The sequence below is a fragment of the Nocardia rosealba genome (assembly GCF_020216065.1).
Classification (GTDB): domain Bacteria; phylum Actinomycetota; class Actinomycetes; order Mycobacteriales; family Mycobacteriaceae; genus Nocardia; species Nocardia rosealba.
The window spans coordinates 588,913-611,197 of record NZ_JAIWNA010000003.1 but is presented as its reverse complement, the minus strand read 5'-3'; the positions used below and the strand labels follow the sequence as shown (position 1 = coordinate 611,197).

The 22,285-nt window shown below is 66.3% G+C and carries 17 protein-coding genes and 2 pseudogenes; 8 read left to right on the top strand and 11 right to left on the bottom strand.

Annotated elements, in window-relative coordinates; translation table 11 throughout:
• Positions 1-93: 93 nt before the first annotated feature.
• Positions 94-2,325, bottom strand: coding sequence for an MMPL family transporter (locus tag LDL21_RS16325; RefSeq protein WP_225280842.1), 2,232 nt, complete (start codon positions 2,323-2,325; stop codon positions 94-96).
• A gap of 503 nt (positions 2,326-2,828) precedes the next feature.
• On the opposite strand from LDL21_RS16325, the gene LDL21_RS16320 reads away from it, so the two are divergent.
• The gene (locus LDL21_RS16320; RefSeq protein ID WP_255675140.1) at positions 2,829-3,260 is read left to right on the top strand and encodes a GtrA family protein; all 432 of its coding nucleotides are present in this window, start codon (positions 2,829-2,831) and stop codon (positions 3,258-3,260) included.
• 3 nt (positions 3,261-3,263) lie between these two features.
• Here LDL21_RS16320 and LDL21_RS16315 read toward each other — a convergent pair whose 3' ends face one another.
• Positions 3,264-4,469, bottom strand: coding sequence for a low temperature requirement protein A (locus LDL21_RS16315; protein ID WP_225280725.1), 1,206 nt, complete (start codon positions 4,467-4,469; stop codon positions 3,264-3,266).
• Between the two features lie 148 nt (positions 4,470-4,617).
• Positions 4,618-4,908 (bottom strand): annotated as a pseudogene (locus LDL21_RS16310) (integrase core domain-containing protein); the annotation flags it as partial.
• A gap of 94 nt (positions 4,909-5,002) precedes the next feature.
• Between LDL21_RS16310 and LDL21_RS16305 the strand changes: the two are divergent.
• From LDL21_RS16305 to LDL21_RS16290, 3 genes and pseudogenes are all read left to right on the top strand, one after another.
• Positions 5,003-6,193: pseudogene (locus tag LDL21_RS16305) on the top strand (IS30 family transposase); the annotation flags it as partial.
• Positions 6,194-6,620: 427 nt separating this feature from the next.
• Entirely contained in the window at positions 6,621-6,857 is a 237-nt protein-coding gene (locus tag LDL21_RS16295) for a hypothetical protein (protein ID WP_225280724.1), read from the top strand.
• A gap of 172 nt (positions 6,858-7,029) precedes the next feature.
• Positions 7,030-8,034 carry a hypothetical protein gene (locus LDL21_RS16290; protein ID WP_225280722.1) on the top strand — a complete coding sequence of 335 codons (1,005 nt, stop codon included), beginning with the start codon at positions 7,030-7,032 and terminating at the stop codon, positions 8,032-8,034.
• A 147-nt stretch (positions 8,035-8,181) separates the two neighbouring features.
• On the opposite strand, the gene LDL21_RS16285 is transcribed toward LDL21_RS16290, so the two are convergent.
• The gene (locus LDL21_RS16285) at positions 8,182-9,069 is read right to left on the bottom strand and encodes an IS3 family transposase (protein WP_225280720.1); all 888 of its coding nucleotides are present in this window, start codon (positions 9,067-9,069) and stop codon (positions 8,182-8,184) included.
• Between the two features lie 2 nt (positions 9,070-9,071).
• A complete protein-coding gene (locus tag LDL21_RS16280) occupies positions 9,072-9,377 on the bottom strand; it encodes a transposase (protein WP_225280719.1) in 306 nt (101 codons plus the stop codon).
• Between the two features lie 1,381 nt (positions 9,378-10,758).
• Here LDL21_RS16280 and LDL21_RS16275 point away from each other — a divergent pair.
• Positions 10,759-11,988, top strand: a complete 1,230-nt coding sequence (locus LDL21_RS16275; protein ID WP_225280718.1) for a tyrosine-type recombinase/integrase — start codon at positions 10,759-10,761, stop codon at positions 11,986-11,988.
• Between the two features lie 158 nt (positions 11,989-12,146).
• Positions 12,147-13,019, top strand: coding sequence for a 3-methyladenine DNA glycosylase (locus LDL21_RS16270; RefSeq protein WP_225280841.1), 873 nt, complete (start codon positions 12,147-12,149; stop codon positions 13,017-13,019).
• Here the strand turns inward: LDL21_RS16270 and LDL21_RS16265 are convergent.
• Genes LDL21_RS16265 through LDL21_RS16245 form a run of 5 tightly spaced genes read right to left on the bottom strand, consistent with a single transcriptional unit; the run spans position 13,016 to position 18,888 of the window.
• Entirely contained in the window at positions 13,016-14,224 is a 1,209-nt protein-coding gene (locus LDL21_RS16265; protein WP_225280715.1) for an MFS transporter, read from the bottom strand. The two genes, LDL21_RS16270 and LDL21_RS16265, sit on opposite strands and share 4 nt — an antisense overlap.
• A gap of 6 nt (positions 14,225-14,230) precedes the next feature.
• The gene (locus LDL21_RS16260; protein ID WP_181698101.1) at positions 14,231-15,016 is read right to left on the bottom strand and encodes an ABC transporter ATP-binding protein; all 786 of its coding nucleotides are present in this window, start codon (positions 15,014-15,016) and stop codon (positions 14,231-14,233) included.
• Positions 15,013-16,071 (bottom strand): FecCD family ABC transporter permease, encoded by a 1,059-nt coding sequence (locus LDL21_RS16255; RefSeq protein ID WP_504805108.1) that lies wholly within the window; start codon positions 16,069-16,071, stop codon positions 15,013-15,015. Before LDL21_RS16255 ends, LDL21_RS16260 begins: the two co-directional genes overlap by 4 nt.
• 5 nt (positions 16,072-16,076) lie before the next feature.
• Positions 16,077-17,126, bottom strand: coding sequence for an ABC transporter substrate-binding protein (locus LDL21_RS16250; RefSeq protein WP_225280714.1), 1,050 nt, complete (start codon positions 17,124-17,126; stop codon positions 16,077-16,079).
• A 28-nt stretch (positions 17,127-17,154) separates the two neighbouring features.
• On the bottom strand, positions 17,155-18,888 hold the full coding sequence (locus LDL21_RS16245) for a BCCT family transporter (protein WP_225280713.1): 1,734 nt from the start codon (positions 18,886-18,888) through the stop codon (positions 17,155-17,157).
• 220 nt (positions 18,889-19,108) lie between these two features.
• Here LDL21_RS16245 and LDL21_RS16240 point away from each other — a divergent pair, with 220 nt between their 5' ends.
• Both LDL21_RS16240 and LDL21_RS16235 read left to right on the top strand, forming a co-directional pair.
• A complete protein-coding gene (locus LDL21_RS16240; protein WP_225280712.1) occupies positions 19,109-20,671 on the top strand; it encodes an LVIVD repeat-containing protein in 1,563 nt (520 codons plus the stop codon).
• 2 nt (positions 20,672-20,673) lie between these two features.
• On the top strand, positions 20,674-21,294 hold the full coding sequence (locus tag LDL21_RS16235) for a DUF305 domain-containing protein (protein ID WP_225280711.1): 621 nt from the start codon (positions 20,674-20,676) through the stop codon (positions 21,292-21,294).
• 1 nt (position 21,295) lies between these two features.
• On the opposite strand, the gene LDL21_RS16230 is transcribed toward LDL21_RS16235, so the two are convergent.
• Positions 21,296-22,147, bottom strand: a complete 852-nt coding sequence (locus LDL21_RS16230) for an isocitrate lyase/PEP mutase family protein (protein ID WP_225280710.1) — start codon at positions 22,145-22,147, stop codon at positions 21,296-21,298.
• Between the last annotated feature and the right edge of the window lie 138 nt (positions 22,148-22,285).

Genomic DNA, 22,285 nt, shown 5'->3' with positions numbered 1-22,285 from the left:
GGGCTCCTTCTCGCCTGTGTGAAGCCTAATCGGCAGGTTTCGAAATGACGGGTAGGCCGCCCTTCCAGGACGGCCTACCTGTCATGATTCGATTCAGACTCGGCTAGATTCGAGCTGGGGACCAGGCTCGTCGGCTTCGACCCGGTTCAGGCTCTCCCCTTCCACATCCGCGTTCGGCAGAATCTTCGCTAGCCACTGCGGCATCCACCATGCCTTGTCGCCGAGCAGTGCGAGCACTGCGGGGACCAGCGTCATGCGGACGACGAAGGCGTCGAAGAAGACCGCCGAGGCAAGGCCCAGGCCCATCATCTTGATCATCAGCGCGTCACCGCCGATGAACCCGGCGAACACCGCGATCATGATGGCCGCGGCAGCCACCACCACGCGTCCGCTGTGCCGGAATCCGGTAACGATCGCGTCGTGGGAGCTTTCGCCGTGCGCGAAAGCCTCACGCATGCGGGTGACGAGAAAGACTTCGTAATCCATCGCGAGTCCGAACACGACCCCGATCAGGAAGATCGGCATCATGCTCATGACCGGTCCGGTCTGGTCGATTCCGAGAAGGCCGGCCAGCCAACCCCATTGGAAGACCGCGATGATGACGCCGAATGCCGCGCCCACCGAGAGCAGGAATCCCAGTGCTGCCTTGATCGGTACCGCGATCGAGCGGAACACGATCATAAGCAGCAGGATCGCCAGCCCGACCACAATCGCGAGGTAGGGCAACACCGCGTCCGACATCTTCTGGGAGACGTCGATGTTCACCGCGGTCGTACCGGTGATCAGCACGCTGGCACCGGTCGCTGTTTTCAGATCGCCCGCCTCACCGCGCAGTGCATGCACGAGATCTTTGGTCTCGGTCGAGGTCGGTCCCGTGGCGGACACTGCGGTCAGCAAGGCCGTATCGTGGGCCTCATTGAATATCGGGGGCGACACCGAGACGACACCGTCGGTTGCTTCCAGGGTCTTGGAAACCTGATCCAATGCGGCGTCGGGATCAGCGACACCGCGCGCGTCCACCACCATGGTGAGCGGCCCGTTGAAGCCGGGACCGAACCCTGCGGCCAACGCGTCGTAGGCACGGCGCTGTGAGGTCGACGTCGGTTGTGATTCGTCGCCGGGCATACCCAGCTCGAGGCTCAGTACTGGCAAGGACAGCGCGCCCATGCCGAGCAAACCGATCAGCAGTACCGCGACCGGCCGTCGGACGACGAACTCGGCCCACCGCACGCCCATGCTGGGCTTCTTCACCGGAATCGGATCGGACGGCATCGGATCTCCGCCGACATGTGACTGAGTGTCGGCGGACGCCGTTTTGCGTGCGGCGCGTGGCATGACCGCGTTCTGGAAGAACCCGAGCATCGCTGGCAGCAGCGTCAAGGCGATTGTCACCGCGATGGCGACGGTGCCCGCCGCGGCCAGACCCATTTGGGTCAGGGCTGTCATGCCGACGACGGAAAGTCCGGTCAACGCGATGATGACGGTGAGTCCGGCGAAAACGACAGCGGATCCGGCGGTTCCGACGGCCCGGCCCGCGGCTTCCTCAGCGCTGTATCCGTCGGCGCGTTCGGATCGATAACGGGACACGATAAACAGTGCGTAGTCGATGCCGACTGCGAGACCGAGCATCACAGCGAGAGTTGTTGCCGTGGTGGACATCCCGATCGCCACAATCGAGGCGATGCCCACGGCGATGCCGATCAACGCGGTGAGCAGCGGCAGACCAGCCGCTGCCAACGCCCCGAAGGTGATCATCAGGACGAGGGCCGCGACGGCAATACCGATGAGCTCGGTGATTCCGCCGATTTCAGGCTGGAGCTCGACGGCGGTCCCGCCGATCTCCACGGTTACCCCGGCCGCCTTGCCAACCGCTACCGCGTCGGTAAGGGCTGCTTTGCTGGCATCGGTGAGGTTTTCGGGGGTCTCGCTGTAGCTCACGGTCGCGTAGGCGGTCGTTCCGTTCTCGCTGACCGCCCCGGTCTCGAACGGATCGAGCACGTTGCTCACCTGCGCACCGCTCGCCACATCGGCGACGATCTTGCCCACTGCGGCCTTGTTCGACTCGGAGCCGATCGACTGACCCTCAGGTGCGACGAAAACGATTCGAGCTTCGGCACCATCGGTTTTCGCGCCGGGGAATCGCTCGCCGAGCAGATCGAATGCCTGCTGGGATTCGGTCCCGGGGATCGAGAACGAATCCGGCGGAGGGGTCGGTGCCCTGGCCGCCCCCACTACGAGCGCGGCCAGAATACCCACCCACAAGACGACGACCAGTCGCCGTTTCTCAAACGCAAACCGGCCCAACCGGTACAGTAATTTCGCCATACGACCATGTTGATTCGGCGGCTCCGTAGTCAGCATCGTGCATACGGAGGACATTGCTCGTACTGCATTCGCAGTATCTGTGGGATCAGACGCGCACGCGCACCAGGCCGCTCGGCTCGCCCTCATTGCCACGCTTCCGAAATCACAACTCGGCCCGCCGAACCGCCCCACAGTCGGCACTGCTCGACGGCTGCAGCGATCGCCGAACTCGACCGCGAACGCTTGACCTCACGCATTGCCGGCCAACGCCACGTGCGCTGAGAAGTCAGCAATCCGCTATCAGCGACTGTGCCGCGTACATGTAGGACCCTTCAGCTCTGTCACCTAGCCCGCCACCAACCACTTCCATGATAGAATAGTTCCATGGCAAAACTACTGGGTGACATTGGACGCCCTCTCTCACTTCTATCCTTGCGGTGAGAACTTCGACGGTGCGGCGTGAATCCAGCGGCCAACAAGGGTGCTCTCGACCCAAGCCACGTGTGTCGTGTACCAGCACTCGCCTGCCATCGTCCACACTGCGGATCCAGCGGGACGTGGGCTATCTGCGCGGCGACCGCGTATTGCCCCAGCTGATACGGTTCTCGCTGGTCGGCGGATCGAGCAATATCGCCTATGTGGCCTTGTTCTTCGCTCTCCATCGTGTCGGCCCGCTGATCGCCAATATCGTCGGCTCCGTGGTGAGCACCATAATTGCCAACGAATTGCACCGCCAGCTCACCTTTCACGCCGCCGAACGCGTCGGCTGGTTCACCGCACAATGGGAAGGCGGCGGCTTGGCGCTGCTGGGACTGGCCATCACCACCGCAGCCCTGGCCGCTCTGGGCGTCTGGGCGCCCGGCCTCGGCGACATCGCCCAAGCACTCGCGGTGCTCACCATCACCGCAATCGTCGGCGGCATCCGGTTCCTGGCCCTGCGTGACCTGGTCTTCTGACCACTATGCGCGCCGCGTGCGGAGGGCCTCCGAGACCACCGCGCCCACAAGAGTGACCATCACTCCGAGCACCAGCCACACCCCGCCGATATGCGGCGCAGCCCAACCGAGCGTGAGTGCGACGACCGAGCACGGCAGCGGCCACCGCACCAACCATTTGGCCCCGGCATAGCGCATGCCGCTGAGTCCACACACCACGAAGAAGGCGGCAGCACCACCGCCGAGCACCCAGCCCAGCCCTGCAGGTAGATGACCCGACGGGTGCGCGGCGACCAAACCCAACCCACTGGCGACAGTGGCGATCGCGCCGCTGACCCCGCAATGGGCCGCCATCACCCGTTGGTAAGGCAGACCGACCGCGTCCGGCGCCTCACCCGTCAGGCGCGGCACGAACCCGTAACGCAAGCTCAACGCCCACATTGCGACCAGACACAGGAACGATCCTGCCCCGACCACGCACACCGGGAGGGTCCATTCCTCCACGGAAATCGCCGCGATCACCAAGATCACCCCTTCACCGAGCATGATGATCAGGTATTGGCCGAGGCGTTCCCCCAGATGCGGCGCATCGGCATGCAACGCCTGCAATTTCGGCGGTTGCAGTGCGCCGGACCGCCGACCCGGACCACCACGCGGTGGCCCGCCGCGACCGCGACGCAACCGGGCACGCAGCTGCTGCTCGGCACCGACCATCATCCGTTCGGAGTCGATCGCGAACATGGTCCACAGATCGATCCCCAACCCCACCGCCCACAGCACGAACTTCCACGGCGCGGGCACCCACAACGACACCAGCCACGGCACGGCACCCGCACCGATCTGCGCGATCGGCCAATCCACCACGATCTGGCCGGGCTTCCACACCACCGACGACGCCACCCGCACCACCACATAGATCGCCGCGAAGACATCCATGTGCTTGTCGGGCGCACCACCGACCGCGGCCATCATCACGCACAACCCGAACATGCACCCCAACACCATCGTGGTGCGTGCCTGCTCTCCCGCGACATTGCTGTACACGGTCACGCACGCCCACGCCACCCAAAATGCCAGGTACAACACCACATACAAGCCGAACTCGCCCAGTGACGGGCCGCGATGCAACAGGTGGGTGAGCTGGCCGATCCCTGCCACCGCCACCAGGTCGAAGAACAGCTCGGTCCAGTTCGCGCGCCGCTCCTCGGCGCTGTGCTCGGGTTGGGCCATCCGACCAGTATGTGCTAGCGGGCAGCCGGGCTCAGCTAGCTCGCGGTCGTGTCGCGGCGCGTGTGTAGCTCGCGCGCACAGCACTCCACACCGCGTCCGTGCGCGATTCGGACAACGGGACTGCTGCAAGATCAGGTGACAGGTTCGGTCACGCGGCCTGACTGGCCGGTGGGGTCATGATGGATTCGTATTCGATGGGTGTCAAACGGCCGAGGGCGGCTTGCCGTCGGCGGCGGTGGTAGGTCCGTTCGATCCAGGTGACGATCGCGATGCGTAATTCCTCACGACTGCACCAGGAGCGGCGGTCGAGGACGTTCTTCTGCAGCAGCGCGAAGAAACTCTCCATAGCGGCGTTGTCACCGGCCGCGCCGACACGGCCCATCGATCCGGACATGCCGTGACGAGTCAAGGCGCCCACGAACTTCCGGCTTCGAAATTGATCAGGTTCAACCGGTGGAAGCAACACCCAAGGTCAGGAGGGTGTTGTGGGAAGGCCATCGAACTGGGTGAAGGAGGTGACCGGTCGAGCTCCGATGCGGTCACCTGGGCATCCCGGACATCAGCGAGCCGTCGAGCGGGCATTCTGGAACGAGATCGCCCGCGGCGACCTTCCGACGGAAGCCGGTGTCGCGGTGGGAGTTTCACCGGTCGCGGGAACCAGGTGGTTCCGTGATGCTGGCGGGATGTCGCCATATTCATGGAGCCCGCCGTCGGGCCGGTTCCTGTCGTTCGCCGAGCGCGAGGAGATCGCGCTACTGCGGGCCCGAGGCGGCGGTGTCCGGCACATCGCTTCAGCGCTGGGCCGTAGTCCATCGACGATTTCGCGCGAACTGCGGCGCAATGCCGCGACCCGGGGCGGGAAGCTCGACTACCGCGCCTCGGTCGCCCAGTGGAAAGCCGAACTATTCGCCCGACGCCCGAAAGCTGCCAAGTTGGTGGCGAACCCCCGCCTGCGCAACTACGTCCAGCAGCGCTTGGCCGGGCAAATCGCTGGTCCTGGCGGCACCGCGGTGGCCGGCCCCGACCCTGGTGTGTGGACCGGCCGGAACAAGCCACACCGCGGCGATCGGCGATGGGCGCAGGCGTGGAGTCCGCAGCAGATCTCTCAACGCCTCGCGATCGATTTTCCTGATGACCGATCGATGCGCATCAGCCATGACGCGATCTACCAGGCGCTATATATCGACGGGCGCGGCGCGCTCGAACGCGAACTGATCTTGTGTCTGCGTACCGGGCGGTCATTGCGGATGCCCCGAGCACGGTCCAAGCGGGTGGCATGGGCGCACGTGACTGCGGGCGCCCTGCTGAGCGAACGCCCGCCGGAGGCCGACGACCGGGCGGTACCCGGCCACTGGGAAGGCGACCTCATCATCGGTACAGACCGCTCTGCGATCGGCACTGTTGTCGATCGGTCGACACGGTTTACGATGCTCATCCACCTGCCCCGCGAGAAGGGCTGGGGCGCTGCGGCTCCGGTGAAGAACGGTCCCGCGTTGAGTGGGTACGGAGCTGAGTCGATGAACAGAGCCCTCGCGACCGCTATGCAGCGATTTCCCGTGAAGCTGTTGAGGTCACTGACGTGGGACCGCGGCAAGGAAATGTCGGCCCACGTTGCATTCACCAGCAAGACAGGGATTCCGGTGTTCTTCGCCGATCCTCATAGTCCGTGGCAGCGAGGCACCAACGAGAACACGAATGGTCTTCTGCGACAGTACTTCGGGAAGTCGAGAACAGGACCGGGGAGTCCGGGAAGCATCTCGATGTGATGTCGTTGGCTCGTTCTGCCGGTGATCTCGGCGGTGGTGACGCCGGCGCCGTCTCGACGAGGACCAGTCCGCCTTCGGTGACATCCAGGACACCGAGGTCGGTGATGATCCGGTCGACGGAGGCCTTACCGATGAGCGGCGGGGGCGGACTGCTGCCGAGTACTCACCCGAAAACGATGCAACCCATAGAGGATGTCATTAGCTAAGTGGTCGGCGCCGAAAGTCCTTCGGGGTTGACAACTCGGCCGGTGAGGGGCGTGCCGCCCGTGGACGAACTGCCGGCGAGGCTCGACCGGCAGACCGCCGATCATCAGGAGAACTCGCCAGGCCGCGCTAGCGTTCAATCGCGACTCCCACGGGATGCCAGACACTCGAGCAAGAAGGTGTGCTTTTCGCGGACCTGGGGATTCGGGTGATGCTCCGCGGCCTGCAGAAAGGGCTCCGTGTCGTCGACCTGGCCGCGGAACAGAAGCTGATCGAGGACGCCAATACCCCGGGTCTGGACGGCTGGATCAGCGTCAGCGAGGAACTCACCGACCAGCGGGAGGTCATCAGCGTGGCGACGACACGCAGCAACTCAACCGCGAGGTGCCGACGTTCCGGATCCGGGTCGGTGCGGTAGCTCTCCAGGCAGCAAGATCGAGCAGCGTCGGGCTGCAGCAGCCACAGGACCGAACGCGCGAGTTCGTCGGCTGGGAGACCTGCGACGTGCGGTCCAATGTGACTAGGGTCCTGCGTAGATGTGGAGTCGGCCGACTCCGATCTGTGCAAGGGTGCGAAAGAGAGAGCCTGACATGGAGATCACGGCGGTCACGTTGCGAGAGGCCGATCAGCGATTCCGGCTGCGGTCGCTGTTCGGCCTCGACAGAGCGGACGACAACGAGGAGGTCGTCGTCGTCTCGGGCGACGTCACTCTGGAGAACCTGCCACTCGACTTCACCGAGCTCGACACCTGGTCCGGACTGACGGCGACCAACTCGGTGTCCTTCAGCGGTCTCGTCGTCGACGGCGACCTCACCGTCACTGATTGGATAACCAACTGGGAGATGGATTTCGGCCCGTTTCTCCTGGTACGCGGCGATGTACGCGCGAAAAACTTCGGCACCTCGGGCAGCGAAGTCCTTGTCGAGGGAAATCTGGAGGTCGCACAGACTCTCGCCGGTATCTACAACCACGGTCGCACGGTCATCAAGGGCGACACCCGCGCCGAGGTCGTGCTGACTGAGCAGCACGCGTTCGAGTTCCACGGCCGCCTCAATGCTGAAATAGGCGTCGCCGGGAACTTCCTCCAAGTCGCGGACCCGGCGAAGGTACAGGTCGGCAGCTGGGCGGGCCACGTCCTCGACCTGCGGGACCAGATTTTGCCGAACCTCGGTTCGCGGTCGATGAGGGCACTGCGCGGTTTGGACCCCGACTTCTGGGACTTCGACCGCCGGCAAGTCCTGTCGGCGATGGAGGCCGGACGATCGTTGTTGCGCGTGTCCGGACCACGGCAGGCGAAAAGGGAAACGCCGCTGAGCCCCGAGGAAACGATCCGTGAGGTACTGCGCCAAGCCCGGTATCAGGAGCAGGACCGCTGGGACGACGGCTTCTACACGTGCACCCGCGAGAGCGAGGAGCCTTTCGTCGAGGTGTGGTTCGCCGAGGCCGACGAGCCGGACGAGTCCGATGAGTCCGGCGCGCCGGAAGAGCTGGACCCCTCCGCGGAGTTGCGCGGTTACGCCGAGGCCCTGATCGCCGCCGGGTACCGGGCGACGATCGACCCCGACGACGACGAGTGCTTGCAGGTCCGCCGCTGACGGACCGGGTGTGACCGTCGCGGCCCGGAGCCGGGGCGGGGTTGCGGCAGCCGACCAGCGAGCAGAGCAGTAGCGGACGTCCAGGCTGGCGAGCTGCCGCCAGGCAAGGGATCATCCTGAGGTTCCCCCGCTAGTCCGGAGAGCGGATTATCTGGTTCCAGCGGGAACCCGGTGATGATAGCTGGCTTCGTATTCGTCGGGTGATCGCCAGCCAAGCCGTTTTTGGATCCGCTGGGTGTTGTACCAGCCGTCGATGTAGGCGAACAGAGCGTTCTCGGCGTCTTCCCTTGTCCGCCAACTGTTCCGATACACCAACTCGGTCTTCAGGGTGGAGAAGAAGTCCTCCATGAGGGCGTTGTCGTAACTGTCACCGACCGACCCCATGGATTGGGCGATCCCGTTGTCGGCCAACCGGTTAGCGAACCGAATCGCCGTGTAGGTCGACCCGCGGTCGGAATGATGGACCAGCTGCCCGTCACGGACATCGCGGGTCCAGACCGCGTACTCGAGAGCACCGAGGACCAGTTCGGTGTCGCACCGGTCCGAACACTTCCAGCCCACGATCCGGTTCGAGAACGCGTCGCGGACCGCGGCCAGCCAGCACACGCCCTCACCGCAGACGATGCGGGTGGCATCGGCAACCCACAGCCGGTCCGGCTCACCGGCCGTGAAATCGCGGTTGACCAGGTCCGGGGCCGGGGTGGCACGCCGATCCTGCCGGGTCGAGCCCAGCCGCCATTTCTTGCGCAGGAACGCGCCCTGCAAACCGGCGCCCCGCATCAGGCGCTCGACTCGTTTGCGGCCGACCGAGATCCCCCGTCGGCGCAGCATCGCATGGATCCGCGGTGACCCGTAGGTTCCGCCCGAGCTGGTATGGATGTCGACGATATCGGCCAGCAACTCCTGGTCGGCCAGCCGCCGCTGCGACGGCTCCCGCGCCTGCCGCAACCAGCCGTAATACGTCGACGACGCGATTCCCAGAACCCGTAATACGAGCTCGACCGGGTGCTGCGGGTGTTCGCTGACGAACGCCACGATCACCGCCGGGTCTGGCCGAGCTCCGAGGCGAAATACGCACTCGCATCACGCAATACGGCGTTCACCCGCTCCAACTCTGCGATCCGCTTCTTCAGGGCCCGGTTCTCGGCCAGCATGTCGGTCGTCGGCTTGTCGTCACGTTCGCCGGCATCGGCCTCCGCCTGGCGGATCCACAGCCGCAACGCTTCGTGATGCACCCCGAGCTGGGCGGCCAGCTTCCGGATCGTCGGCTTCGGGTCTGACTCCCGATACAGTCGAACGGCCCGGGTCTTCAGCTCGTCGGGGTACTTCTTCGGTGCTGCCACGAATGACTCCTTCCGGTCCTATCGGACCACAATCAGAGCCCTCCGAGAAAGCGGGGGAACCTCAATGCCGACCGCTGTCCAAGACAACGTCGACCCTGGCTACCGATAAGACTTACTTATCGGCGGCCAGGCCGCCTGTCAGCCCCCGCATGTGCACGCGATCCGCCGATCCCTCGTCCAGCCCACCCGCCGTGCAACGCCGAACGCCCCGAGCTCGAAGGTAACGAGCTCGGGGCGTTCGTGATTGGGTAATCGGCCGCGCACAGACTTGATGCAAGCTAATGGTTGGCGTTTCACAGTATACGTGGCGGGCAGGCATAGGAATCGGTCGGTCCGAGGCAGACCTCGCCGCAGCATCGACAGCACTGTGGTGGACAGCAACGATTCGCTGGATCGCCGGGCGCTGTGCGACCCCAGCAAGACCTAACAACCGACACGGACCGGGCCGAGCAATACCTAATACCTAATGCAGTCGTTTCCGACACGACACGTCCGCAACCCCGGTATCGCCAAATCGACCCCGAACTCCCTTGCGGGACTGAGCAAAACCCATTTCCGGGGGTGCGGGGCCAACACATCTTCACCCGCAGGTCTCCGAGCAAACCAGCCTGATTTCATTCACTTCGAATCCACGCGGCAAACGGGCAACAGATCTCGCAGATCCCGTGTCCCAACAGTCTCGCCAAGGTGGGATGCGAGCGGAGCAATCCAATGAAGCGCCCGCCCCGCGCGCAGGCGACAGCGATCGCCAGCGGCATTGCGGCGTTCTCATCTACACTCGAAGCTGGAAGAGCCACTGACAAGGGGAGAAAGCCCTGGTTTCCGATGCCTTCCCATGAATCCCACTCGGCATCCCCACGTTCACACTTCGAGACCGGTCCACAACGACCGCCCCAACCAGACGATGAAACGTGGTTGAGCACAGCTGAACTGGCAGCGCGCCTGATGATCCCGATAAAGACACTCGCGGCTTGGGCGTCAGCCGGAACCGGACCTCGCTTCGCCCGAATGGGCCGCTACCGCCGGTACAGGCTCGGCGATGTCCGCGACTGGGAAACTCAGCGTCTACGACCATCGGGCGGATAGTCGCTGACAACAGTCGCCCATGTGCTTTGCGGCTGAACCTCCATGAGCAGCCCTCTTTTGTGCCGCTGTGACAATGCGGACCTACGGCAGAGCGAGACCAGTTCGATCGGCTCCCCCGCCCTCTCTCCGCCACCCATGCGGCCACATTCCACGACCCGAACCGCGACCCACGCGCCGTGATCGCACCTGCAGACCCACGCCCCTAAGACGACAGCGGTTTGTGTGCAGGGCGTGCGCACCCAACGTCTGACGATGCCCGAACAACCGGGCTATCGCCCGCTTACTGGGAGTACTGATGCCAAACCCGCCGCTTGCCATCGGCACCTACGGAGCGATCAACACCAAACGACAGCCCAACGGCAGCTGGCGTGCGAGCGCTCGCTTTCGAGACGATGACGGGACCACACGACCTGTGCAGGCGTACGGCCCAACAAAGGCTCGCGCCGTCGCCGCGTTGAAGGACCGCCTGAAAGAGCGTCGTCGCGCTTCCAGCGCAGGTGCGGAACTAACGCTGGATACCAAGCTTTGCGATCTGGCCGACATGTGGCTTGCCGAACTAGAGTTCGAAAACCGCGCTACGCCGCAGACGATCGACGACTACCGCTCCCACATCTATGTGGCCAACAAGCGTGGTCGGAAGGACACCGTCAAGATCAACACCTCCCTGGGCGGACTGCGCATCCGCGAAGCCACCACCACGCGGCTGGACGCCCACCTCAGGGAGGTCGCCCGCACATGGCCATCGAAGGCGCGGGCGCACAAGGTAGTTCTCAAAGGCATGATGGGCTTCGCTGTTCGCCGCGACGTCATCACTCACAACCCGCTGCTGAACGTCGCCCGCATTCCACGCAACGCTCAACGACCCAGAGCTGCCGACCTCCCGACGCTCCACGCGCTACGCGAGCAGCTCGAGACGTGGTTGACCGGCAGCGCGATAGCGGGCACCCCTGCCTACCAACGCGGTCCCCGCCGATCGCGCATCGTTCTCGATGTCGCCGATGTGCTGCTGGGCACAGGCGCACGAATAGGCGAAGCCTTGGCGATTCGGTGGCAGGACCTCGATCTGGATGCAGAGGTTCCCCGCCTGACGATCTGCGGGACCATCGTCCGAGTAACCCAAGAAGATGGCGTACTGAGAGCTGTCCGGCAGGAATGGACCAAGACCCAAGCCGGATATCGGTCGGTAGCTCTACCCCAGTTCGTCGTCGAGACACTGCGGCGCCGGGCGACCACTGCCATATCCAACCCGCTGGACCTGGTGTTCACCGGCCGCGGCGGCGCAATCTACGACCCACACAACTTCCGCCGGAGCTGGCGCGCAGCCCGAGGCGAAACGTTCAATTGGGTCACTCCGAAAACCTTCCGGAAGTCGGTCGCAACGCTCATCGCAAACGAATACGGGCCCAGTCGTGCGGCACGCCAACTCGGCCATGCCGACGATGGCACCATAGCTCAGCGTCACTACATCGACACCCCACACGAGGTCGAGGACTTCCGCGTCCTACTCAGTAGGTCCTCGCGCTGAACTCGTGTCGAAAGCGTGTCGGACGTCGATTATCAGACCTCCTCGGTCCAGACTGGCTAGTCGCCCAGAGCCTGGATTCGGGGGGAATCCACCGCGCAGAATCGGTGCGAGAGAATGTTCAGGTGAGCGATCAAGCTGACCTGGACTACGCTCTCGACCTGCGGATATTACCCGAGGTCGAGTGGCAGGCCGCCGCGTCCGCGCACCGGGAGCGGCTCGATCGGCTGGTCGGGCCGTATCTGGAGCGGCGGGCGGCGGGGACCACGCATCCGGTGATCGATTTTCTGTTTACCTACTACGGGAACAAGCCCGCCCAGTTGCGGCGGTGGCATCCGGGGTTCGGGATCGGTTTGCGGGGAGCGCGGGAGTACGCGGGGGCTCGCGGGTATCACCGGGTGGATGGCGATGTGTTCACGGCCGATCCGGCTTATCTGGTGAAGCGGCGGGAAACGGTGGAGTTCGTCGGGCGGTTGCTGACCGCTACCGCGACGCGTCCCGCGCAGCTGTCGTGCTTCGGGTTGCACGAGTGGGCGATGGTGTACCGCACCGACGAGGTGCGCCATCAGCAGGTGCCGTTGCGGTTGGGGCATGCGGGGACCGATGCGGTGGTGGAGTCGATGTCGTTGCGGTGCACGCACTTCGACGCGTTCCGGTTCTTCACCCCGGACGCGGTGGGGCGCAATGCCGAGCCGCTGACCCGCGCCGACCAGGTGCGACGGGAACAACCCGGCTGCCTCCACGCGAACATGGATCTCTACAAATGGGGTTTCAAGCTGGCCCCGCTGATCCCCTCGGACCTGCTGCTCGATTGTTTCGAACTCGCCTGCACCGCACGAGAACTCGACATGCGCGCCAGCCCGTACGACCTGCGGGAATTCGGCTACGAACCAGTCCGCATCGAAACCCCCAACGGCCGTGCGGAATACGTGCGCGCCCAGGCCGCCGTCGCCGAAACCGCCGACACGCTGCGCGCACGATTACGCGACGCCTGCACCGAACTGTCGGCCACCCTCGAGCAGCTCGCCGCCTAACCGCCGCGCCGCAGCACGACAGCACTCGCGCACAGCGCGACCGCCACCGCGACCCACGGCGCACTCCCCCCGGGCACCAGATCGATCAGCGCGCCGGTGACCACGGAGCCGATCAGCACACCCACCCCGCCGATGGACGCGAGCAACCCGTAGTACGACCCGAGCCGCCGCTCACCGGCGATACGCCCCACCGTGTCCCGCGACACCGGGAGCACGATCATCTGCCCGAGCGCCAGCAGCAACACGAACACCGCCGCCGGAATCAGCCCCGCCACCCCGTGCCACCGGGCGGGCGCGCACACCGCCATCACCAGGAACGCGGTCGCCATCACCAGGAGCCCGACCGGCAGGGCGGTGGCCGAACGCGCCCGCCGGGTCACCGGCAACTGCGCGAGCACCACGAACAGCGACGAGAGCGCGAAGAACCAGCCGAGCGGCGCCTGCGAACCCCATGCTCGTTCCACCTCGAGCGGCAGCAGCAGATACAGCTGGTTGTAGGCGACCAACTGCGTGCTCATCGCCACCGCGAACACGAGAAACCGCTTGTTGGCGAGCACTTCCCGCCAGCCTTCGCGCCAGGTGCTGTGCGCACCGGGTGTCCGGGGCAACCACCGCAGATGCGCGAGCAGGATCACCACGAAGACCCCGGCCGCGACCAGGCACGCTACCGCGAAGTCGGCGGCGAGCAGCAGTGCCCCGAGCAGCGGCCCGGTGAATGCCCCCACCTGCCCGAATGCCGAGAACAACGCGAACGCCTCGGTGCGTGCCCGCCCCGCGCTCCCGGCCGCGGTGGCGAGCGCGCTTTCGACGGCGGGCGAGAACAACGCGCCTGCGAACCCGATCAGCACGGTCGCCGCCACGATGCCCGGCACCGAGGTGACCGCTGCCAGGCCGACGAACCCTGTTATGCGACAAAGGCATCCGGCGACGACCACGGGTCGCACACCCCACCGGTCGGCCAGCGAACCACCGACGAAGAACAACCCCTGCTGCGAGAAGGTGCGCAACCCGAGCACCGCCCCGACGAACGCCGCGCGCAGCCCGAGATCCTCGGTCAGGTACACCGACAGGTACGGCAGCACCATGAAGAAGCCGACGTTGAACGCCAGCTGGGTGAGGACGAGCAACCGCACCGCCGGAGTGGCCGCGACCAGATCACGCGACAGCGACCACCGGTCGAGCAGGGGCCGACCCGAACCCGGCACCGCGGATCAGGGTGCGGGGACCGGGACCGGCCCCGGTTCGAACAGGATGGACAACCGGCCCTTCGCCGCGTCGGTGATCACCTCGGCGCGCACGTTGTACACCTCGGCGATCAGTTCGGCGGTCAGGACGTCGACCGGCGGACCACCCGCCACGACCCGGCCCTCCTTCAACACGACCACCGCGTCGCAGAACATGGCGGCCAGGTTCAGATCGTGCAGGGCGATCACGCTGGTCACCGGCAGCCGGGTGACCAGGGCGAGCAATTCGAGCTGATGGTGGATGTCGAGGTGATTGGTCGGCTCGTCGAGCAGCAGCTCACGTGGTTCCTGCGCCAGTGCCCGCGCGATCTGCACACGCTGCTTCTCACCACCGGAGAGCCGGTGCCACAACCGGTCCGCCTTCGCCGTGAGCCCGGTGTGTTCGAGCGCGGCGGCCACCGCGGCTTCGTCGGCGACGGTGTTGCCGCCGAAGGCGCCGCGATGCGGGATGCGGCCGAGGCGGACCACGTCGGCGACGGTGATGTCGACGTCGGTGTCGGCGTGCTGACTCACCACGGCGACCGCCCGCGCGATCTGCCTGCGTTTGACCGTGGTGAGGTCGTCACCGTCGAGGGTCACCACGCCGGAGGTCGGCCGCACCACCCCGTTGAGAAGCCGCAACAACGAGGACTTCCCGGACCCGTTGGGACCGAGCAGGCCGACGGTCTCCCCCGGCGACGGTGTGAGACTCACCCCGTCGACGACGAGCGACCCACCCCGGTCCCAGGTGACGTTGCGCGCGTGCAGCGTCATCGCACACTCCTTCGCCGCGACAGAATGACGATGAACGCCGGCACACCCACCAGGGCCGTCCCCACCCCGACCGGCAGCGGGGTCGGCGCGAACGCCACCCGCGAGATAGCGTCCACCCACACCATGAACACCGCGCCGAGCAACGCGGTCGCCGGAACCAACCGGCTGTGGCGCGGACCCACCAGGAACCGCGCCGCGTGCGGAAGGACAAGCCCGACGAACCCGATCGCGCCCGCGACGCTGACCAGGGTCGCGGTGATGAGCGCGGTCACGATCAGCAACAGCATGCGCACCTTGGCGACGGCGATGCCCAGCGAGGCGGCCACATCGTCACCGAAGGAGAAGGCGTCGAGCACGTAGGCGAAGTACAGGCACACCGCCGCGCCCGCCAGCACGACGATCGCGCACAGCGTCACATCGTCCCAGCGCACCCCTTCCAGCGAGCCGAGCAGCCAGAACATCACGCCGCGTGTCTCGTCGGAGTCGGCGAACGCGAAGATGACGAACGAGGTGAGCGCGGAGAACAACTGGGTGCTCGCCACGCCCGCCAGGATCACCCGGTCGTTGCTGCCACCGGACATGCGGGCCAGCAGCAGCACCAGCCCGAAGGCGACGAGCGAACCGAGGAACGCCCCGCCCGACAACCCGAGCGCCGCCCCACCCACCCCGAGTACACCGACGATCACCGCACCGGTCGACGCACCGGAGGAGATACCGAGGACGAACGGGTCGGCCAGCGGGTTGCGCAGCAGCGACTGCATGATCACACCGCAGATGCCGAGCCCGGCACCGCACGCGGCGGCGACCAGGGCACGCGGCAGGCGTTCCTCCCACACGATCGCGTTCTTCGACACCCGCACGGGGACATCGGTGAGCCCGAGGTGGTTCAGCAGCACATCGCGCACGTTCACCGGCGAGATGTCGGCCGGGCCGAGGGTGACGGCGATCAGGATCGACACCGCGAGCGCGGCGAACCCACCGACGACGATCAGCGACCAGAGCACCAGGGGACGCTCCCGGACCGGACCGACGGTGGTGCGTGCCTGCTCGCGCACGGTACTCAGTTGGGCACCTTCAGTTCGCGCAGGCCGGCGGCCACCTTCTCCAGGCCGTCGACGGCGCGGATGGACGGATTCATCTCGGCGCCGTGCAGCGCGATGTAGCGCTTGGCGCGGACGGCCTCGAGGTCGCGGGTGACGGGATCGGCTTCGAGGAAGGCGGTCTTGTCGGCCAGCCGGTCACCGGGGAAACGGTTGCGCAGCAGGTCACCGAGGACGAGCACGTCGGGGTTGCGGTCGACCAGGGTCTCCCAGCCGACGGCGGGCCAGTCGTCGGTGAGGTCGGCGAAGACATTGGTCGCGCCGACCGTGGTGGCGAGCAGGTTCGCCGAGCCGAGACCGCCCGCGACATAAGGGCTCTTGGTGTCGGCGAACCAGAACGCCATCGAGACGTCCGACTTCGTGATCCCCGCTACGGCCGCGTCCGCCCGGGTGCGCAGCTCCGCGATGAGCCGGTCGCCGCGGTCGGTCACGTCGAACACGGTCGCCAGTTCGCGGATCTCCTGATACAGCGAGTCCATGGTCAGCGGGTTGGTTCGCTTACCGCCGCCGTTGATGCTCACCCCGTTGTCGCAATCGGTGGGCGACAGATAGGTGTCGATGCCGGTTTCGGCGAAGCGGGCACGATCGGCGACGCCGCCCTGCTTGAAGTGCCTGCCGAACGACGCGGTGACGAAGTCCGGGTCGGTGTCGAGGACGACCTCGTAGGTGGGGGCGTTGTCGGCCAGGCGCGGCACCGACTTGTTCGCCTCGGCCAGATTGTCGCGCACCGGATCGGTCCAGGACGCGGTGCCGACGACCCGGTCACCGAGCCCGAGCGACAGCAGGATCTCGGTGGATCCCTGATCCAGCGACACCACCCGCTGCGGCGGCGCGTCGAGGGTGACGCTGGTCCCGCAGTTGTCCAGCGTGAGCGGATAGCTGGTGCGGCCTTCGCCGCCTGCCGCCGCGCCGGGACCCGCGACCTGCTCGGATTCGCCGCAGGCGACGAGCGCGCTCGCCACCGCGGCGGTGACACAAACCAGACCGATCCGACCCACAGACAATTTCACGAAAGGCAGCCTAACCTAAAGTAACTGGTCAGTCGCTGGCGTCCTTCTTTTTCAGATCGATGACGATCTCTTCGGTGGCAGGCTCGGTGACCAGAGCGAAGTCGCCCTCGTGCAACTCGGTGCCCTTGTCGACGGCGATCTCGATGAGTTCCGCGCCCCGGTCGGCCCGCAGGATCAGCGGGTCGTCGCGCAGGTCCTTGTAGAGAGAGAAACACATCGCGATCATCACCACGAGGAACGGCAGCGAGACGACCGTCGTCAGCGCCTGCAGGCCGGTCAGCGCACCACCGAGATTGTCGGAATCGGCGATGACCAGCATGATCGCCGCGACCGCACCGGTCGCCGCACCCCAGAAGATGACGATCCACCGCGACGGTTCGATGCTGCCGCGTTCGGACAGCGTGCCCATCACGATGGAGGCGGCGTCGGCACCGGAGACGAAGAAGATCGCCACGAGGACCATCACCACCACGGTGGTGATCGAGGTGAGCGGGTACTGGTCGAGCAGGTGGAACAGGGCGAAGTTCGAGTCCACCGAACCGTCGGGTTCGGTGAGCGCGCGGTCCTTGGTCTGCTCGGCGATACCCGCGCCACCGAAGACGGCGAACCACAGCAGGCTCACCACGCTCGGCACCAGCAACACACCGGTGACGAACTGGCGGATGGTGCGGCCGCGGCTGATGCGGGCGATGAACATGCCGACGAACGGGGTCCACGAGATCCACCACGCCCAGTAGAAGATCGTCCAGCTCGACAGCCAGGCCTTCATCGCCTCGTCACCGGCGCCGGTGCGCGAGGCCATGGTCGGCAGCATCTCGACGTAGTCACCGAGGGCGATCGGCAGCAGGTTCAGCACGAACAGCGTCGGCCCGGCGATGAACACGAACGCCGCGATGGCAAGGGCCAGCACCATATTGATGTTGGACAGCCACTGGATACCGCGTTCGATACCCGACACCGCCGAGAACACGAACGCCACGGTGAGGCCCGAGATGACGGCGACGAGACCGATCTTGCCGACGCCGTCGATCCAACCGTTGAACTCCATGCCCGCACCGATCTGCAGGGCACCGAGGCCGAGGGAGGCGGCCGAGCCGAACAGGGTCGCGAAGATCGCCATCATGTCGATCGCTCGGCCACCGAGACCGTCGGCGTGGCGGCCGAGCAACGGCCGGAACACCGAGGAGATCAACTGCGAGCGGCCTTTCCGGAAGGTGCCGTAGGCGATGGCGAGGCCGGCGACGGCGTAGATCGCCCACGGGTGCAACGTCCAGTGGAACAGCGTGGTCGCCATCGCGACCTCGGCGGCGGCCGGTGAGCCCGGCTCGGCGGTGTGCGGCGGCGGATTCACGAAGTGCGACAACGGTTCGGCCACGCCCCAGAACATCAATCCGATGCCCATGCCCGCGCTGAACATCATGGCGATCCAGGAGACCGTGCGGAATTCGGGCTTCTCGTCGTCGGCACCGAGCGGGATACGCCCGTAGCGGCTCACCGCCAGCCAGATCACGAACACCACGAACGCGGTGGCGACCAGCACGAACAGCCAGCCGGTGTTGGTGATGACCCACTTCTGGGCCGAACTCGCCGCAGCGGCGAGGCTTTCGTCGTCGAGTGCACCCCAGGCGACGAAGGCCAGCGCACCGATCGCGGTGGCGGCGAAGACGAATCGATCGAGTCCCGTTTTGCGCGATGCTCCCGGGGGTACCGCTCCCGGTGTCGCGTCGGCGTCACCGGATCTGTCAACAACGTTGTTCGACATGAAGTCCGTAATCCTTTCCGGCCGCACGCACCCCGGCCCGCCCAGACGAACCGGCCGGTTGCAGCAACCGTACAGCGCATCGATGCGGACCTCGGGTAAGGCACGACCCAGCCTTGGCTTAGTTCCCCGGAATCACCTCCGGCAATCTTTCGGTTGCTTTACGATTCGCACAGACGACTGTCTGAGTCAGTAGCCGTCGGGGCGGATCGAGGAGGCAACGATGCACCTGTGGACTCGGGTCGTGCGCGCGACGGCACCGGCGGTGGTGGCCGCGCTGATCGCGATCGGGCTGCCGTCGGGCGCGGCCGCCGATCGGCCCTTCGACCAGCTGGTGCACGAATTCTTCGACATCGGGCGGACATCGGTGCCACGCGCGGAGTGCGGGCCGGGGTCCGCACCGGAGACAGGGCTGCAGGGCGATGTGCCCGCCGCCGACCGGGACAGTGGTCGCAGCGCGCAGGGCTATCACTGCAATATGTCGATGGCAGGCGGATACACCGGGCGCGGAGCCGGAATCACGTCGACCAGTTTCGAACACTGCGTCTACATCGGGTCGTTCTTCCCCGGCACCCTGCTCGGCGAACACCCGGGCGTGCAGGTGCTCGACGTGTCCGATCCGGCGAATCCACGGCACACCGCGACCCTCGCCGAACCCGCGATGCTGGCCGGCACCTGGGAGACGTTGAAGGTCAACACGACTCGCGAATTGCTCGTCGGCACCGGCGTCCCGCTCGCCATCGGCGCGGGCTTGCTGTCGGTGTACGACATCTCCGATTGCGCGCATCCCCGGCTGCTGAATCCGGGGCCGGGCACGAACCCGGCCATGCCGCTGCCGATCACGACGCACGAGGGCGGCTTCTCCCCCGACGGCCGCACCTACTGGGCCTCGGGCATCGCGCCCGGCCTGCTCAGTGCGATCGATCTGACCGATCCGGCGAATCCGCACGTGATCTGGCAGGGGCTCACCGGGATCGAGGCGCACGGTTTCGGGGTGAGCCCCGACGGGAACCGGCTCTACATCTCCGCGCTCGGCGGGTTCACCGTGCTCGACGTGAGCGCGGTGCAACGTCGCGATCCGAACCCGCAGGTCCCCCATCTCGGGCGCACCTTCTGGACCGACGGCTGGGCCACCCAGCACAGTGTGCCGGTGACCTATGACGGTGTGCCGCATCTGTTCACCGTCGACGAAGGTGGTTCCGGCGGGGTGAAACTCATCGATGTCTCCGACGACACCGCGCCGCGCATCGTGAACAAGATCAAACTCGAGATCAATCTCGGTGAGCACGTCGACGCCCAGATCGGTTCGGCCATGGGCAATTCGCTGTTCTCCTACGATCCGCACTACTGCACGGCGGACCGCCCGGCGAACCCGACCGCGCTCGCCTGTGGCTGGACATCCTCCGGCATCCGGGTGTTCGACGTGCGCGACCCCGCCGCGATCCGTGAGATCGCCTATTTCAACCCGCCCGCCCGCACCGGACGCAACCTCGAGATCTGGAACTCCCCGCACGCGCTGGCCTCGATCATCGGTATCCCCGCGATGAGTGCGCCCGCCGCACTGCGGGCCATGGCGGACGGGTTGTTCGATCCCGCGCAGGTGTTGTCGGCGCGGGTGGGGCGGGTCGCGTTCGGTGATCTGTCGGCGGACTGGTGCATGTCACCGCCCGAGTGGCGGGGAAATCAGTTGTACGTCACCTGTTCCGACAACGGGTTCATGGTGCTGAATCTGGACGAGGCGGTGTATCGGGCGCCGGCCGACCAGGTTTCGACGCTGGGGTCATAAGGGTGATCGCCGATCGCCCGAGGGCTCTCGGGGTGGCGGCCGCGCTGGCGGCAGCCGTGTTCTTCTTCGTCCTCGGCGCGGCGTCGCGCCCGCTGCTCGCTTCCGAAAAATCCGCGCCCGCAACGGTGCTGCACTCGACCGAGCTGGGTTTCGTGCAGGACATGACGGCTCATCACCAGCAGGCCATGATCCTCGTGCAACGGCTCGACCCGACCGTCGACGCGGGGGTGCGTGCGCTCGCCGAACAGATCGCCGACACCCAGCGGGTCGAGATCGGTACCCTGCTCGGCTGGACGCAGCTCGCCGGCGCCGCGCCTACCGCCACCACACCGATGAGCTGGATGACGGCACACCATCATTCGACCGGCCCCGCCACCATGCCCGGGCTGGCGACCCGAGCCGAGCTCGACACTCTCACCACGGCACGAGGTTCCGAGGCCGAGATCTTGTTTCTGCGGCTGATGTACCACCACCACGCGGGCGGAATCACCATGGCCCGCGCCGCCGACGCCCTGCTCACCGAGGGGCCGGTCAAGCAGGCGGCCAGGTCGATGGCACAGTCGCAGAGCCGCGAAATGGGCTCGCTCGGTGTGCTTCTCGAGTTGCGCGGCGCACGACCGTGAACTATCGGTCGCGGCGGGTGAACATGTCGTTCAACGCGTCCTGACCGAGCTGGTTCTCGGCGTAGGTGAAGGTGCCACGTTCGGCCAGTTCGCGTGCGGCGTCGAACAGGTGGCGGTACAGCATGCGCGCGATACTGCCGCCGACGGTGACCCGCCGGACACCGAGATCGGCGAGCTCGGCCATGGTAAGGGTGGCGGTGAGTCCCATGACGACATTGAGGGGGCCGTCGAGCTCGCGAACGAGGGTGGCGATGGTCTCGGCGTCGGCGGCACCGGGAACGAAAACGCAGTCCGCACCCGCCGCGAGATAGGCGTTGCCCCGGCGGATCGCCTCGTCCAGCCCGCCACCGACGAGCAGGACGTCGGTACGGCCGACGAGCACGAACGGCGCACCGCTGGCCGCCACCGCCGCGCGGGCGGCACGCACCCGGTCCACGGCGTGCACCTCCTCGAACAGCGGGGCCGCGCGCTCACCGGTGAAGTCCTCGATATTGCCGCCCGCCGCCCCGGCGGCGATGGCCTCCGCGATGGTGGTCGCCACGGCCTGCGCGTCCGGCCCGTACCCCTCCTCGAGATCGGCGCTCACCGGAACCCCCACCGCACCGGTGATCTCCCCGATCCGGCGCATCATCGTGCCCTTGTCGACCCGCCCGTCCTCTTCCGAGGCGTGGAAGTCGTGGTCGGGCCTGCCGTACGAGAACGCGATCCCCGCACTTGTCGTGGCGATCGCCGCAAACCCGGCGGCCTCCAGCACCCGCGAACTCCCCGCATCCCACGCATTGGGCAACAGAAAACACCCCGATCGATGCAGCTCGACAAACGCCTGTGCCCGCTCCCGCTGTCCCGTATCCACCCCTCCATTCAGCCACGCGAATCCGATCCGCGCACCGAGACCACGCCGAACCGCATCGCACCGGCGGGGACCGGCGGGGGTGAGGACAACGTTATCGGGCGGCAACTGGGGAGAAAATCGCAGGCAATGGGGGGTGCG

Excerpts from the sequence above, each read along its gene's own strand:
- LDL21_RS16325 (WP_225280842.1), bottom strand. The coding sequence starts at position 2,325 with ATGGCGAAATTACTGTACCGGTTGGGCCGGTTTGCGTTTGAGAAACGG.
- LDL21_RS16315 (WP_225280725.1), bottom strand. The coding sequence starts at position 4,469 with ATGGCCCAACCCGAGCACAGCGCCGAGGAGCGGCGCGCGAACTGGACC.
- LDL21_RS16290 (WP_225280722.1), top strand. The coding sequence starts at position 7,030 with ATGGAGATCACGGCGGTCACGTTGCGAGAGGCCGATCAGCGATTCCGG.
- LDL21_RS16260 (WP_181698101.1), bottom strand. The coding sequence starts at position 15,016 with ATGACGCTGCACGCGCGCAACGTCACCTGGGACCGGGGTGGGTCGCTC.
- LDL21_RS16275 (WP_225280718.1), top strand. The coding sequence starts at position 10,759 with ATGCCAAACCCGCCGCTTGCCATCGGCACCTACGGAGCGATCAACACC.
- LDL21_RS16240 (WP_225280712.1), top strand. The coding sequence starts at position 19,109 with ATGCACCTGTGGACTCGGGTCGTGCGCGCGACGGCACCGGCGGTGGTG.
- LDL21_RS16245 (WP_225280713.1), bottom strand. The coding sequence starts at position 18,888 with ATGTCGAACAACGTTGTTGACAGATCCGGTGACGCCGACGCGACACCG.